The sequence below is a fragment of the Polaromonas glacialis genome, from assembly GCF_000709345.1.
Lineage (GTDB): Bacteria > Pseudomonadota > Gammaproteobacteria > Burkholderiales > Burkholderiaceae_C > Polaromonas > Polaromonas glacialis.
The window spans coordinates 639,331-653,531 of sequence record NZ_KL448323.1 but is presented as its reverse complement, the minus strand read 5'-3'; the positions used below and the strand labels follow the sequence as shown (position 1 = coordinate 653,531).

At 55.3% G+C, this 14,201-nt stretch carries 11 protein-coding genes, 1 pseudogene and 2 riboswitches; of the genes and pseudogenes, 5 read left to right on the top strand and 7 right to left on the bottom strand.

Annotated features, from left to right (window positions below; translation table 11 throughout):
• Positions 1 to 253: 253 nt before the first annotated feature.
• From epsG to epsA, 7 genes are all read right to left on the bottom strand, one after another.
• Entirely contained in the window at positions 254 to 1,162 is a 909-nt protein-coding gene (epsG, locus tag EC86_RS0103480) for a chain length determinant protein tyrosine kinase EpsG (RefSeq protein WP_051675704.1), read from the bottom strand.
• Positions 1,159 to 2,556 (bottom strand): chain length determinant protein EpsF, encoded by a 1,398-nt coding sequence (gene epsF, locus EC86_RS0103475; protein WP_029524305.1) that lies wholly within the window; start codon positions 2,554 to 2,556, stop codon positions 1,159 to 1,161. Before epsF ends, epsG begins: the two co-directional genes overlap by 4 nt.
• 6 nt (positions 2,557 to 2,562) lie before the next feature.
• On the bottom strand, positions 2,563 to 3,402 hold the full coding sequence (gene epsE, locus EC86_RS0103470) for a polysaccharide export protein EpsE (protein ID WP_029524304.1): 840 nt from the start codon (positions 3,400 to 3,402) through the stop codon (positions 2,563 to 2,565).
• A gap of 295 nt (positions 3,403 to 3,697) precedes the next feature.
• Positions 3,698 to 4,489, bottom strand: a complete 792-nt coding sequence (locus tag EC86_RS27510; RefSeq protein WP_198026751.1) for a glycosyltransferase — start codon at positions 4,487 to 4,489, stop codon at positions 3,698 to 3,700.
• Positions 4,490 to 4,737: 248 nt separating this feature from the next.
• Complete coding sequence (epsL, locus tag EC86_RS0103460; RefSeq protein WP_029524302.1) at positions 4,738 to 5,916, bottom strand: XrtB/PEP-CTERM-associated polysaccharide biosynthesis outer membrane protein EpsL; 1,179 nt, start codon at positions 5,914 to 5,916, stop codon at positions 4,738 to 4,740.
• 148 nt (positions 5,917 to 6,064) lie between these two features.
• Positions 6,065 to 7,489 carry an undecaprenyl-phosphate glucose phosphotransferase gene (locus tag EC86_RS0103455; RefSeq protein ID WP_029524301.1) on the bottom strand — a complete coding sequence of 475 codons (1,425 nt, stop codon included), beginning with the start codon at positions 7,487 to 7,489 and terminating at the stop codon, positions 6,065 to 6,067.
• Entirely contained in the window at positions 7,482 to 8,327 is an 846-nt protein-coding gene (gene epsA / locus EC86_RS0103450; protein ID WP_232229782.1) for an XrtB/PEP-CTERM-associated transcriptional regulator EpsA, read from the bottom strand. The genes EC86_RS0103455 and epsA overlap by 8 nt, the downstream gene beginning before the upstream one ends.
• A gap of 330 nt (positions 8,328 to 8,657) precedes the next feature.
• Between epsA and EC86_RS27505 the strand changes: the two are divergent.
• The 5 genes and pseudogenes from EC86_RS27505 to EC86_RS0103425 all read left to right on the top strand — a co-directional run.
• Positions 8,658 to 8,850 (top strand): annotated as a pseudogene (locus EC86_RS27505) (TRAP transporter large permease subunit); the annotation flags it as partial.
• Between the two features lie 76 nt (positions 8,851 to 8,926).
• A riboswitch (glycine riboswitch) is annotated at positions 8,927 to 9,031 on the top strand.
• Positions 9,032 to 9,052: 21 nt separating this feature from the next.
• A riboswitch (glycine riboswitch) is annotated at positions 9,053 to 9,154 on the top strand.
• 45 nt (positions 9,155 to 9,199) lie between these two features.
• On the top strand, positions 9,200 to 10,345 hold the full coding sequence (gene gcvT / locus EC86_RS0103440; RefSeq protein ID WP_029524299.1) for a glycine cleavage system aminomethyltransferase GcvT: 1,146 nt from the start codon (positions 9,200 to 9,202) through the stop codon (positions 10,343 to 10,345).
• Between the two features lie 47 nt (positions 10,346 to 10,392).
• Positions 10,393 to 10,764: a glycine cleavage system protein GcvH gene (gcvH, locus tag EC86_RS0103435; RefSeq protein WP_029524298.1), complete on the top strand. Its 372-nt coding sequence runs from the start codon at positions 10,393 to 10,395 to the stop codon at positions 10,762 to 10,764.
• 14 nt (positions 10,765 to 10,778) lie between these two features.
• A complete protein-coding gene (gene gcvP / locus EC86_RS0103430) occupies positions 10,779 to 13,673 on the top strand; it encodes an aminomethyl-transferring glycine dehydrogenase (protein WP_029524297.1) in 2,895 nt (964 codons plus the stop codon).
• A 105-nt stretch (positions 13,674 to 13,778) separates the two neighbouring features.
• Positions 13,779 to 14,180 carry an FKBP-type peptidyl-prolyl cis-trans isomerase gene (locus EC86_RS0103425; protein ID WP_029524296.1) on the top strand — a complete coding sequence of 134 codons (402 nt, stop codon included), beginning with the start codon at positions 13,779 to 13,781 and terminating at the stop codon, positions 14,178 to 14,180.
• The last annotated feature ends 21 nt before the right edge of the window (positions 14,181 to 14,201 follow it).

Genomic DNA, 14,201 nt, shown 5'->3' with positions numbered 1-14,201 from the left:
TGATCACGACAAGCCAGGCTAGGAATCATTGATGCGCAAAAAATCGGGAAAGGGCATGTAAATACGCATCGCTAGAAAACTAAAGCCTATTCATTTTAACGAGCGAACATTTTTTACATAAAATAGGCTTCTTACGCACGGCCTGCATGCGCAAGCAGCTATAAATTTAGTAGCAAAAATAGTCACGCCCCCCGAGTACCGTGATGAAAGATCGGGTGATTCCGCGCTTGCATGGCACCCCCGCAAACTTGACTCAAGTGTCGTTAAGTACCGAACCCACCAAAGTGACACCAAATTCACGCAGACTATGGGTGAACTGCCCAAGTTGCACCATGGAACTCTTGTCCTGCCGCGCCACGATCAGCGCAGCACCTGTACGTACCGCGACCGTATGTGCATCGGCACAGGCGCTCGCTGGCGGCGTGTCAATAATCATCACATCGAAGTGTTCGCCTAAGGAAATCAGCAATTTTGAAAAACTCTGCCGGCCAAGCAGTTCTTGGGGATTGGGAGGAATTGCACCTGCCGTCAAAACCGACAAGTTCGGCAATGCATCAATACTCACAATAGCGTCTGATCCAGCCCGCCCGACAAGAATGTCCGACAGACCAGCCCGTTTTCCAAGACTGAAAAGCTTGTGCTGACGGGGAACCCGCATATCGGCATCGATAAGCAAGGTTCTCTCGCCGAGTTGCGAGAAGACAATAGCCAGATTCGCGGCAATATAGCTGCGGCCATCACCAGGGCCTGCACTGGCGACGGCCAGACCTTTGTGATCTGCACCGTTGTTAAACCAGCGCAGCATCAACTGGCTTCGAAGCATGCGCAACTCCTCGACCTGGGGACTGTCAGGCTGGTACGCCGCGATGAGTTCCTGGCTCAGGCTGCTTCCCGAAGGAATATAGGAGTAGTGAAACTGGACTGACAAGGCAAACCGCACATCGTCTTCGGTCAGCAAGCCTAAAGCCCTGCCCGCTTCACCAAAACGCACGCCGTTTTCTCGCTGATATGTCAATATTTTTTCGGCATTTCCAATGGAAAGCCGGCCCGAATCAATCAATATCGACCCCATGGGTGTCGCATGACCTGTTTCAGCCAGGGAATGGCTACTGGCCTTCGCCAAAGGAATTGATCGGACGATCTGCGAATTTTGTGTTGTCATGCGGGGCTTCCATTAGGCAATGCCAGATGGCCTGGGCCACCCATCATGCGGCGTTTTCCGCCGTTAGAAGAAATGCTTGCCAGCACCGGAAGGTCCAGCATCTGCATGAGATCCTCGCTGGATCGGACACGACGGTTCATGAGTTCGAGCACCATGGCATAACCCACGCCAAGCAGGGTTCCTACAAATGCGGCAATCAGCAGATTCAGCGACAGTTTGGGACTGGAAGGATTAATCGGAGCCAATGCGGTATTCAATCGAACCACATTCGTCTGATTGGTCAGGCTTTGCAAACGTGTTTGCGACGCACTCTGGCTGACCGTTTCATAGGCACGTTGTGCAGCTTCCACATCACGTCGGTAAACGTTAAGTTCATCACGCTGTTTGTTCAGCGCAAGAACTCTTGTCTTTTGCGCGTTGACAGAGGCTTGCAGCTCGCGTTCACGGTCCTTGCCAACCCGGTAGGCCGTTTCGATGGAAGCCGAAATACGGTTTGACTCGCTGGCAAGCCGGCTTCTGAGGGATGCCAGCTCAGCTTCGGAACGCTGACGCAAGGGATGATTCACGCCCAAATTGACATTGTTCTCGCTGACTTTGGCTTCGAGCCGGGCAATGTCAGCTTTAAGGCCGTTGATCAATGTGCTTTGCATCACTTCAGCAACCGTGTCACCGCGCGAATTGCGCTTGCTTTGACTGTCAGTGGTTTCACCCTGCACAGCCGTCAGTTGTGTCGAAATTTGAGCCAATTTGGCCGTTTCATAGTCAACGCGCTCATCCGATGAAACGATGCCAGCCTTTTGCTGGTAATCTGATAAACGGGCTTGGGCATCTTCCAGTTTTGCACGTGAAACCTTGGTCTGCTCGTCAAACCATGTGGCATATAGACGCGCAGGCTCGGTTTTCAAGGACAAATTGGTATCCAGGTAAGCTTGCGCAAAAGCATTGACGACTTGAGCAACATTCTCTGCATTGCCGCCTTTATAGGTGATGTTGATGACATTGCTCTCACGTGCAGGCTGAACCAAAAGGCCACTTTGCAAATCCTTGGCAATCCATGATTCCAGCGAACCCCTGCCCTCGGTGTCCTTTTTCCAGGCTGCCTTTGTTTCCTCATCTTCGTCAAGCTTGAGCATCTTTACCACCCGCCGGGCAACCAGATCGCCTCCAATGATGTCTACCTGGGTAGCCATGTAGCTGGGGGCGATCACACCGGACATTCCGGCGCCAGCCACTGGATCAGGCGTTCTGACATCAACCAGCAAGGAGGTCTGGGCAGTGTATTTACGAGGCATCAACAGGCTCGCTGCCAATGCGGCAGTCAAGGCAAGAGCCAATACCAGGAGGATCACCCGGTTACGGGCTCGAAGAATGAGAAGAAACTGGTGTAGGGTCATAACAACTTAAAAGAGGCTTTCGCGAACATAAATGACATCCTCGGCCTGAACTGCATCGTTTAGCTTTGGAGTGGTTTCCACGACATTGCCATTGAGATCACGCCGGTGCAGACGCAAGCGATTTTGACTTCCACGCACGGTGGGCCCGCCACCCGAAGCCAAGGCTTGCATCATCGTCATGCCTCGCTCGATACGGTAAGGACCAGGACGCTGTGCCTCGCCATAGATATAAAAAACTGGCGCCTTGTTGACGTACAAAGTGTCACCGCCTGACAACACAATATCGTTGTCTGATTTGTCATTCAAAAAAAGCGCTGGAATATCAATAACCTTGCGAAACGGCTTGTTATTGCGCTGGCCCGTAACGATGAGCACATCATCGCCCAGGGCAGTCGTGCCACCGGCAGCCGCGAGCATGTCGCTTACACGCGTATTAAGTGTCTCCAAAGGAAAACGGCCTGGCTTGCTGACTTGTCCGAGAACCGCTACCTGACTGCCCCGGACCTGGCGAAGTACGATGTTCACCTGAGGAACCTTGACAAAACCACCAGTCCGCAACGCATCGGCGATCTTTTTCTCTGCTTCGGAAATGGTTAGCCCACCAAGCTGAAGGGTACCTACCAACGGATAACTGATGACGCCGGTTTCTGACACACGGGCATCCACGGAAAGATCAGGACTCTGGTAAACCTGAACACCAATTGAATCGCCCGCCCCCAGACGGTAATCTTGCTGGGTTTGCGCTCCCGCCCCCCCCGCTGGAGAAGGCTGGCTGGGCTGCGAGAATGCAGTCAAGGCAAAAAGGAAGAAAAAAACCGAAGCAAGAGAGCGAATGAAGATATTCATCGTTGCGCCTTTGGATGAACTATAAAAATAAGGTTACATCTTAGGCTGGCAGGTGAAACATCTGCAATAGCCCTTTCTTCCTAATGCTTCAGCTCTTTACAGAAAAAAAACATAAACCCTTTTAAGTAATTCCTCGAATTACACGAGTCTCCATCCCAGATAATTTATATGATGAAATCGATAAAATTCAAAATATTTTCTCGTAATACAAACAGAACTGCCACTGACTTTAATTACTGAGTCAAAGCCAAAAAAAATAGGCTCGTCTTTAAACAATTAACTACTCAATAAATTCTCAGGACAGGTTCAGTCTTTTTAAATGGGCAAGATACATTAAAAAAACTTCACGCTCTCTTTTGCAGGAACCTTTGCTTTTAATGGATTTGAGAAGATGCTTTGCATTCGCCCACTTCATCCATGGCTTTTGGGGTCCGACAAAATGAACAACATGCACATTTTTTAATTTATTAGCAGCTCCGACGGGCATCTGGTACCCGTGTCGATCGATATAAGCATCGAGATCAGAGAAAAAAATATTGTAGCCATCATCAAGATGAATATCCTTCCGGTCAGGCCAGTCGGGATAGTAAGCGTTGACAATATCCTGATCGCCTATTTTATTACTGCCAAGTGCACTCACCTCCTCTATAGCACGATCTACCACTCCGACCATTTTTTCAGGAAGCTGATCCTCAGGCTCTATTACCATCAGACCCGAATTAAGCCGTGTCCAGTCTGGATGCTCAAGCTGACCAGCGGCCACAGCCGACAGATGAGGTTTTTCAAACAGCTCATCGATATTTTTCAGAACGATCATGTCACTATCGAGATAGACGAGTTTGGCAAAGCTTGTCAATCCGAAAAGATGAATCTTGTCAAACGTATTTCCCCAATGCCCGGAGTTCTCCCTGAAAGTCAGAGGTATTTTTACAGGCAAGGGAAGCCTTACAACATACATGCCTCTGTTTCTCAATTCAACATCGACATCTGGAGGAATACTGGATGAAATCGCAACCCAAAAAGGATAAGGGGTATTGGTGCGCTTCACTGAATCGTGCAGCACAATCACACCAGGCAAATAGCTCATGGTGCTCAACAAGGTTATATAAGCTTTCATTGCGTGTATGTTGCACGTCAAATCAGAAATTCAACTAAAAAAAATGCAACACCAGGCAACAAAAGAAAATATTGATTTTCCAATAAACCAAAATTTCCGAAATAAAAATAAATATTGCCTGAAACCATACAGTCTTTGGTAAAGACTGTATGGTTTCAGGCAATTAGAAGATATGGATCAGTAATGTTCAGCTGAATAATTGCGAGCCAAACAGAAAATTAAAAGCTTGCGAGGACTGAAATATTTGCACCGTGACTCTTGTAATCAGCAGCAAACTCATTGGATTTACGCCGGTCCGTGAATACGGAGGTCGTCACCTTGACTGCGCGAATCACTTCCCACTCAAAACCCAGTACGGCCAAGTCGGTGGTGTCGCGACGATTCGTCGCAACAAAGCCAGTCAAAGGACCTTTATAGTTTCGTACGCCATGATCGTAACGAAATTTAAGCGCTGTTTTTTCTGTAGGTTTCCAGGTGGGAGCGATAAAAAAACGGTTACCCTGATAGTAGCTTATATTGTTTGTTTGATAATCGCCCAACTCCCGCACCACGCCCCCATTGACAGTGGTTTTTCCGGTTGCCAGCCAGGTGGCTTCAAGCTGGCCAACGAATCCGGAGAAGTCTCTGGCGGCAAGTCCGTCATGCGCCCGGTCGAAATAAGAAAGTCGGGATTGAATGGTCGTTTTTCCGGTGATTGGCCAGACAAGCTTGAACTCATGTTCGCGGTCCTTGAAGTCGCTGGCAAATGTAGAAGATAGAACCCGGTTCGGGTATTCACCTCGCCCTTGTTTCAGGCGATAGGCAAATGAGCTGTCTGACGCAAACACGTATTTGACGCCAGCTTCTATGCCGCGGACCTTTGAGTCGCCTTCAAATGTAAGCGCCTGGCTGTTTGAACTGCTGCGCTCGAAGACACCCCCCAGAACACGCCATGGACCGTCGATTGCATATTCAGCATCCAGCAGTGTCAGACGATCAGTTCGACGGTTGAGTTGTCCTGGATTTTGAAAATTCGCAGTGTTGTCAGTATATTCCTGACGATCGGTTGTCAAATTTCCGTACAGCGCGGGCGTAAAGCTCCAGCGCCAGGCGGCGGCATAATTCACGGCAGTAAAGTCGAGTGCTGAAAAATTTTTGTAGTTATACCGATTGGCATTGATGTCGAACTCAAAACGCTGGAGGCCGTAGCTCTTGTCTATCTTCGCGCCTATTGTGGTGACGCCGAAGTGATCGGAAGGGGGAGCGATTACGGCGTCCGACAAGCGAAACACATTGCTGTCGTACTGCCAGGTCTGGCCGGCCCTGAACTGGAATGTATCCAACTCATCAGCCTGAACGTCCAAGGTCATCACGCCTGCCAGAGCCAGATTCAGTACCAGCAATTTACGAAGCAACATTATTAGAATCCTGTTTCAGGAACGATTTAAAAAAAGCATGAGGAGATTTTAATCTCACCACGATCCACGCATGATTACAATACTAACAATTTTAATCTTAAATTGATGAACTTAGCAATAGTTCTTTTGAACCATTGATAAAGTTTCTTCAATACGCTGCGCTATCTTTGAACACTAGGCGGATGGTCTTCAGGACAATGAAAAGATCCAGTTGCAGTGACCAGTTTCTCAAATAGTCCAGATCATAATCAATTCGCGCTTGCATCTTGTCCAGCGTCTCGGTTTCTCCGCGATAGCCGTTTACCTGAGCCCAACCGGTGATTCCCGGCCTGACCTTGTGCCGGACCATGTAGCCCTTGATCAGTGTTCTGTACATTTCGTTGTGGGCAACTGCATGGGGTCGTGGACCCACGATGCTCATTCGTCCTTGCAGCACGTTGAAAAACTGGGGTAACTCGTCCAGCGAAGTCCTTCTCAGGAATGCACCAAGCCTGGTGATGCGTTGGTCATTTTTTTTTGCCTGCTGGATGATGCCGCCATCCTCCACCACGGCCATTGACCGAAACTTGTAGACGAGGATCTGCTCGCCATCGAGGCCATACCTGCGTTGCTTGAAGATAGCGGGTCCTGGCGAACCCAGCTTGACCATGATGGCAATAAGAATCATGACTGGAGAAACAAGCAAGAGAATGAGCAAGGACAGGACAATGTCGCTCGCCCGCTTCAAAATTCCGTTGAGACCCCTGAACGGGGTATCGCAGACAGAGATCACATTGACGCCGCATACCGAATCGCTTCGCCCTTGAATCAGGTCCGTGATGAACATGTCCGGAACAAAATAGATCGAGGCAGTGGTGTCCTTGAGGTCATCAAGAATCTGCAGGACCCGGGGACGCGCAATCATTGGCAAGGACAGGTAGATATACTGAATCCGGTATTTTTTGACATAAGCGGCAAGCTCATCTATTTTTCCCAGGAGCTTGTATTTTCTTTGTTCATGCCGTCTCACTTCGCTACGATCGTCAAAAAAGCCCCGCATTTCCATGCCCGAATAAGCCGAGTCGCCGATATTTTCGGCCAGCGAAACGCCCTGTGTGTTCATGCCGACAATAACGACCCGCTGGGCGGGGCCCTGCATTTTCAACAGTTTGGTGGTAGTTGCACGAAGTGTCAGGTTTCCGGCGATCTGGGTAAGTGGGGCAATCCATAACCAGTTAATAGTGACGATTACCGGAAACTTAAAAAGATAATCGGTTGCAAAGCCAACCAAAATCAGGAGTCCGGCAATCCAGAACCAGTGGAACAAGATATTGAATATCATGCGTTCCACGGACAATCGCAACCGCGAGGCGCCAGGAAATGTCAGGGAAAAAACAACCACCGAAAGAATCAGATAAGGCGGCTTGATCGATCCCTCAAAATAAAATGCTAGACTCCAGAGCGATAAAATAAAAATGACCGGGTCAAGAGCGCTTTCGATCATTCTGAAAAGATAGCTTCTGCCCAGACCCGAGCGTGGCTCCCGGTTATTTTTCCAGACAGCAGCCGACTTTATCCCATGCATTTCAGCCATTAAATGTCACTCCGTTGATTTTTGAAACGGCCTGGGCACGGTTGAATACATTAAGTTTCTGAAAAATCCGCTGCATGTGATTTTTTACCGTAAACCCGCTGATATTCAAAATGCTTCCGATTTCGGAGTTGGTTTTCCCCATGGCGACCCAGTCCATGATCTGAATTTCACGATCGCTAAGGCCAAAGGCTTCGTCCTGGCCGACACGAAGGGATTTTGGAAATGGTTTTTGCTGCTGTGGCAGCTGGGTCACCTGACGCAATGCGCTGTCGATCACCGGCATCAGTACCTTGATAGCGGTGCTGGCGGGCTCCGGCGGAATTTTCTGGCTGCTGAGCAGGACGTAGAGGCACTCGCATTGGCCGCGCTCGTCGCGCATGCCGTGAATCAACCCCGAACGCATGTTGCGCAATGCGCTGCTGAACGAGCCAGGCAAGCTGGCGTTGCCCAGAAGGTATTCGAAGTTACGAAAGTCCAGGCTGCTTGGCTGCCTGCCTCCGAAAACCCAGCTTTCGTGAAATTTTCCCAGCAAGAACGGCAATCCATCGGTACCAACGGCGTAAGACCGCACGCCCGGCAGCCTGGACACGATGTCATGCCGGATGGAACCCTCCTGAAAATTCCCCCATCCTGCAAGCAAAATCTCGTGCGGCATGCACTGCTGCACGTCGCCCTGGAGCCATTGGAGCAGGTCGATATGCCGTCGGATGGCCGTGGCGTCTTCGATCAACTTGAGATAGTGCCCGGAATCGCCAGATACAGGAATCGTGTGACTCTGCATTTTTTTCTTCCCCCTGAATATGTTTTTGTCGTATGCGGTACCGATAGCATCGATCAAATGTGAAGCCTTAAAGCGACTTTATATCAATCGTATGCGTAGGACATACAACAATTTACAAGTCATCAAGGATGACGTGGAAAGTCGGTAAACCCATCCCGAATTGTTCCCGTGGCTTGTCATCCAAAAAATCTGCAGATGCATGAAAGCGGTCTGGAGAGACTCCATGTAGACAGCATAAACTGCTTGCGTGACCATGAAATTACCGGATTTTCAAACAAGAACCCGCGCACGTCCGGACAAGACCTGCAGCAATAATGAAAGTGCTTACAGCGCATTACCGCCATCCAAAAATTTTCACCGCCCTCGCCAATAACCCATCCCGAGGCAGCAGCCTGGCAGACCGGCTGGGCGCTACTGATGCCGACCATCATTCTGGGCGGTATTTACGGCGGCATTTTCACGCCAACGCAGGCCGTAGCCGTCGCGGTTCTTCTATGCGCGGGTGGTCGGCATGGTGATTTACCGCGAAATCAGCCTGGCCAGTTTGGCTGTGATGCTGCGCAGGTCGGTGCTGTCGAGCGAGTTGTCGCTGGCCTTGCGCGACCTGCTGTGCGCGAAATAGAAGCACTGAAAAGCAAGGCTTCGCTCGGCTACACTTGCCAGCGTCAGGAGAGAGTTTTCCCCCGAGAAAACCGCCGAAGGCGCATGCGCCACCCTCAATGGTGGACTGAACGCTCAGGCAAAAGGACTGGCAACCGCCCCGCAGTGTTTGACATTGCAGGGCGTTCCCTACTGGAGAGAGGCCGCTGTCAAGGTGGTCCACCGAAGGAGCAAACCTGCATCGCCAGGCGAATCTCTCAGGTAAAGAGGACAGCAGGGGCAGCCCATGGTTTTTGGCCATGGATTCATGTTTGCCCCTGGAGAATGCCATGTCCCTTACCCCGTCAGCCCCCTTGCTCAACACGCCGCTGAATGATTTGCATGTGGAACTTGGCGCGCGCATGGTGCCGTTTGCAGGTTATTCCATGCCGGTGCAATACCCGGCCGGCCTGATGGCCGAGCACCTGCACACCCGCAACGCCGCCGGCCTGTTCGACGTGTCGCACATGGGCCAGTTGCGCCTGGTCGGCCCGGACGCAGCCGCCGCCTTTGAAAGCTTGACGCCGGTGGACGTGATCGGGCTGGCGCCGGGCAAGCAGCGCTACGGCCTGCTGCTGAACGACGACGGCGGCATCATCGACGACCTGATGTTCTTCAACCGCGATTACGCCAACGGCGGCGACATCTTCGTCATCGTCAACGGCGCCTGCAAGGCGGGCGACATCGCCCATATCCAGGCCAACATCGGCCAGCGCTGCGATGTAATTCCCATGCCCGAGATGGCGCTGCTGGCGCTGCAGGGGCCGCAGGCGGTCACCGCCCTGCAGCGCCTGGCGCCCGGTGTTGAGCAGTTGGTGTTCATGACCGGCGGCCGCTTCAACGTCGCGGGCTGCGACTGCTTTTTGACCCGCAGCGGCTATACCGGCGAGGACGGCTTCGAGATTTCCGTTCACGCCTCCGAGGCTGATACGCTGGCGCGCGCCCTGCTGGCCCAGCCTGAAGTCAAGCCGGTCGGCCTGGGGGCGCGCAACTCGCTGCGGCTCGAAGCCGGCCTGTGCCTGTACGGCAACGACATCGACACCACGACCACGCCGGTCGAGGCCAGCCTGAACTGGGCGATTCAAAAAGTCCGGCGCACCGGCGGCGCGCGCGCTGGCGGATTCCCCGGTGCCGACAAAATACTGGCCCAATTGGACAACCCGGCCACATTGACGCGAAAACGCGTCGGCTTGACAGCGCTGGAACGCATTCCGGTGCGTGACCACACGGCACTGCACAGCCTGGAAGGCGCGCCTGTCGGCGAAGTCACCAGCGGCCTGCTGGGCCCCACGATCAACCAGCCTGTCGCCATGGGCTACCTGCCGCCCGATCTGGCGGCCATCGGAACGCGCGTGAATGCCATGGTGCGCGGCAAGCCGGTGCCGATGGAAGTCACGGCGATGCCCTTCGTGCCCACCCGCTACCACCGCGGCTGATTTATCCTTTCCCTTCCTTTTTTCATACCACCTCCTGGAGAACCCGCATGACCGTCAAGTACACCGAAGACCACGAATGGCTCAAGCTTGAGGGCGACACCGCCACCGTCGGCATCACCGTTCACGCGCAGGATGCGCTGGGCGATGTGGTGTTTGTCGAACTGCCCGAAGTCGGCGCGACCTTTGCCCAGAAAGACACCGCCGGCGTGGTCGAGTCGGTCAAGGCCGCCGCCGATGTGTACATGCCGGTCAGCGGCGAAGTCATCGAAGTCAATGAAGCCCTGCGGGGCGACCCGTCACTGGCCAATTCCGACCCGCTGGGCGCCGGCTGGTTCTTCAAGGTCAAGCTTTCAGACGCGTCGCAGCTCGATGCCCTGATGGACGAAACCAGCTATACCGCCTTCTCCGAAAAAGCCTGACCCGGGATCTTGCCATGCTGATGCCATCCGCCACGCCGCTGGGCGCGCTTGAAAATCCTTCCGAATTCATTGCCCGCCATATCGGCATTGACGATGACGATGAAGTCCACATGCTCGGCGTGGTCGGCTCGGCCTCGCTGCGCTCGTTGATCGACGGCATCGTGCCGCCTTCGATTGCGCGCCGCAGCGCGATGGCGATTCCGCCGCCGGTCACCGAAGCGGCCGCGCTCAAGCAGCTCAAGGCCATGGCGGCCAAGAACCAGGTGTTCAAGAGCTTCATCGGCCAGGGCTATTACGGCACCTACACGCCCGGCGTGATCCTGCGCAACGTGCTGGAAAACCCCGCCTGGTACACCGCCTACACGCCTTACCAGGCCGAGATTTCGCAGGGCCGCATGGAGGCGCTGATCAATTTCCAGACCATGGTCTGCGACCTGACCGGCATGCCGATGGCCAATGCGTCGATGCTCGACGAAGCCACCGCCGCCGCCGAAGCCATGACGCTGGCCAAGCGCAGCGTGAAAAGCAAAAGCAACGTCTTCATCGTCGCCGGCGACTGCCATCCGCAAACCATCGAGGTCATCCAGACGCGCGCCAGGCCGCTGGGCATCGAGGTCAAGGTCAGCAGCCTGTCGTGTACTGTGCCGCAGCTCATGTCGCAGGGCGACTACTTCGGCGTGCTGGCCCAGTACCCTGCCACCAGCGGCACCATCCACGACCTGCGGCCGCTGGCGGGAGTCGCGCATGCCAACGGTGCTGCCCTGTGCGTGGCCGCCGACCTGCTGGCGCTGACGCTGCTGGCGCCCCCGGGCGAATGGGATGCCGACATCGTGCTGGGCAGCACCCAGCGTTTCGGCATGCCGATGGGCAATGGCGGCCCGCATGCGGCCTACCTCGCCTGCCGCGACGAATTCAAGCGCTCGCTGCCGGGCCGGCTGGTCGGCGTCAGCGTGGACAGCCACGGCCACCCGACCTACCGCCTGGCGCTGCAAACGCGCGAGCAGCACATCCGCCGCGAAAAGGCCACGTCCAACATCTGCACCGCGCAGGTGCTGCCGGCGGTGATGGCCAGCATGTACGCGGTGTACCACGGCCCGCAGGGCTTGCGGCGGATTGCCGAGCGCGTGGCCACCTACACCGCGATTTTTGTCCGTGGCCTGCGCGAAATGGGCTACGACATCACCAACCAGGGCGCGTTTGATTCGGTCACGGTCAAAACCGGCGACGCTACCAATTCAATAGCTGAACGCGCCCGCCAGTCGTGCGCAAACCTGCGTTTTCGCTTGAAAAATCATCTTGGCGTGTCGCTCGACGAGACCACCAGCCGCAGCGACATCGAACTGCTCTGGTCGTTCTTTGCCAAGCCCGGCAAGACCGTACCGGTGGTGAGCCGCTTCGAGCAGGGCATCGAAACCCTGATCCCGGCCGAGCTGCGCCGCAGCAGCGACTTCCTGACGCATCCGGTGTTCAACACCCACCACAGCGAAACCAGCATGCTGCGCTACATCCGCAAGTTGAGCGACAAGGACCTGGCGCTGGACCGCAGCATGATTCCGCTGGGCAGCTGCACCATGAAGCTCAACGCGACCAGCGAGATGATTCCCATCACCTGGCCCGAATTCGCCAACATCCACCCATTTGCGCCGCCCGACCAGTTGCAGGGCTATGCCGAACTCGACCAGCAATTGCGCGACTGGCTCTGCCAGGCCACGGGTTATGCCGGCATCAGCCTGCAGCCCAATGCCGGCTCGCAGGGCGAATACGCCGGGCTGCTGGTCATCAAGGCCTACCTTGAAGCCAATGGCCAGGGCCACCGCAACATCTGCCTGATTCCGTCGTCGGCGCACGGCACCAATCCGGCCAGCGCCCAGATGGCCGGCATGACGGTGGTCGTGACCGCCTGCGATGCACAGGGCAACGTGGACATGGCCGACCTGAAGGCCAAGTGCGAAAAGCACAGCGAAAAATTGGCCTGCGTGATGATCACCTACCCCAGCACCCACGGCGTGTTTGAAGTCCAGGTCAAGGAACTGTGCCAGCTGGTGCATTCGCACGGCGGCCGCGTCTATGTGGACGGCGCCAACATGAACGCGCTGGTCGGCACCGCCGCGCCGGGCGAGTTCGGCGGCGACGTGAGCCACCTGAACCTGCACAAGACCTTCTGTATTCCGCACGGCGGCGGCGGACCCGGCGTCGGTCCGGTGTGCGTCGTGGCCGACCTGGTGCCTTACCTGCCCGGCCATGCCACGGCGGGTATTCATGTCAACGGCGTCGGCGCGATTTCGGCCGCACCGCTGGGCAATGCGGCCGTGCTGCCGATCAGCTGGATGTACTGCCGCATGATGGGCCCGGAGGGTTTGAAGCAGGCGACCGAAGTGGCGATCCTGAGCGCCAACTACATCAGCGCGCGCCTGAAAGACCATTACCCGACGCTGTACGCCAGCGAAAACGGCCATGTCGCGCACGAATGCATCCTGGACCTGCGCCCGCTGAAAGATACCAGCGGCGTGACCGCCGAAGACGTCGCCAAGCGCTTGATGGACTACGGCTTTCATGCCCCCACGCTGAGCTTTCCGGTGCCCGGCACGCTGATGGTCGAACCCACCGAAAGCGAAACCCTGGCCGAACTGGACCGCTTCATCAACGCCATGATCGCGATTCGCGAAGAGATTCTCCAGGTCGAGAACGGCCACTGGCCGCAGGACAACAACCCGCTCAAGCATGCGCCGCACACCGCCGCCAGCCTGCTGGGCGCCGACTGGGACCGGCCGTATTCCCGCGAAACCGGCGCCTTCCCGCTGGCCAGCCTGAAGGCGGTGAAATACTGGCCGCCGGTCGGCCGGGTGGACAATGTCTATGGCGACCGCAATTTGTCGTGCAGTTGCATTCCGGTGGCCGACTACGCCTGAACCCGCATGCCTCCCTCTCCTTCCGGGAGAGGGCCGGGGTGAGGGCCAGCGGTGGCCGCAACGGCAATCCCACCTCACTCCATCCACCCTTCACAGAAAACTCCCATGAAATCAACGCTCTTCCTGCTCGCCCTCGCCGCTTTCGCTTCCAGCGCCTTCGCCGTGGCGCCGCCCGAAACCCTGCCCTCGGGCGTGAAGATTGTCCACACGGTCGATGGCACGGGCGCACAGCCCAAGGCGTCGGACACGGTGAAGGTTCACTACCGCGGCACGCTGGCCGACGGCAAGGAATTCGACAGCTCGATCAAGCGCGGCACGCCCGCCTCGTTCCCGCTGAACCGCGTGGTGCCGTGCTGGACCGAAGGCATGCAAAAGATCAAGGTCGGCGGCAAGGCGACACTGACCTGCCCGCCCGCCACCGCCTATGGTGATCGCGGCGCGGGCAACGCGGTGCCGCCGAACGCCACGCTGACGTTTGAAGTCGAGCTGCTGGCCATCGAGAAGTAATCCTTTTCCCGGACAGCGTTC

Bases quoted from the DNA above. Each gene is read 5' to 3' on its own strand.
- epsF (WP_029524305.1), bottom strand. From the start codon at position 2,556: ATGACCCTACACCAGTTTCTTCTCATTCTTCGAGCCCGTAACCGGGTG.
- epsG (WP_051675704.1), bottom strand. From the start codon at position 1,162: ATGACAACACAAAATTCGCAGATCGTCCGATCAATTCCTTTGGCGAAG.
- gcvP (WP_029524297.1), top strand. From the start codon at position 10,779: ATGCTGATGCCATCCGCCACGCCGCTGGGCGCGCTTGAAAATCCTTCC.
- EC86_RS0103455 (WP_029524301.1), bottom strand. From the start codon at position 7,489: ATGGCTGAAATGCATGGGATAAAGTCGGCTGCTGTCTGGAAAAATAAC.
- gcvT (WP_029524299.1), top strand. From the start codon at position 9,200: ATGTCCCTTACCCCGTCAGCCCCCTTGCTCAACACGCCGCTGAATGAT.
- EC86_RS27510 (WP_198026751.1), bottom strand. From the start codon at position 4,489: ATGAGCTATTTGCCTGGTGTGATTGTGCTGCACGATTCAGTGAAGCGC.
- epsL (WP_029524302.1), bottom strand. From the start codon at position 5,916: ATGTTGCTTCGTAAATTGCTGGTACTGAATCTGGCTCTGGCAGGCGTG.
- gcvH (WP_029524298.1), top strand. From the start codon at position 10,393: ATGACCGTCAAGTACACCGAAGACCACGAATGGCTCAAGCTTGAGGGC.
- EC86_RS0103425 (WP_029524296.1), top strand. From the start codon at position 13,779: ATGAAATCAACGCTCTTCCTGCTCGCCCTCGCCGCTTTCGCTTCCAGC.
- epsE (WP_029524304.1), bottom strand. From the start codon at position 3,402: ATGAATATCTTCATTCGCTCTCTTGCTTCGGTTTTTTTCTTCCTTTTT.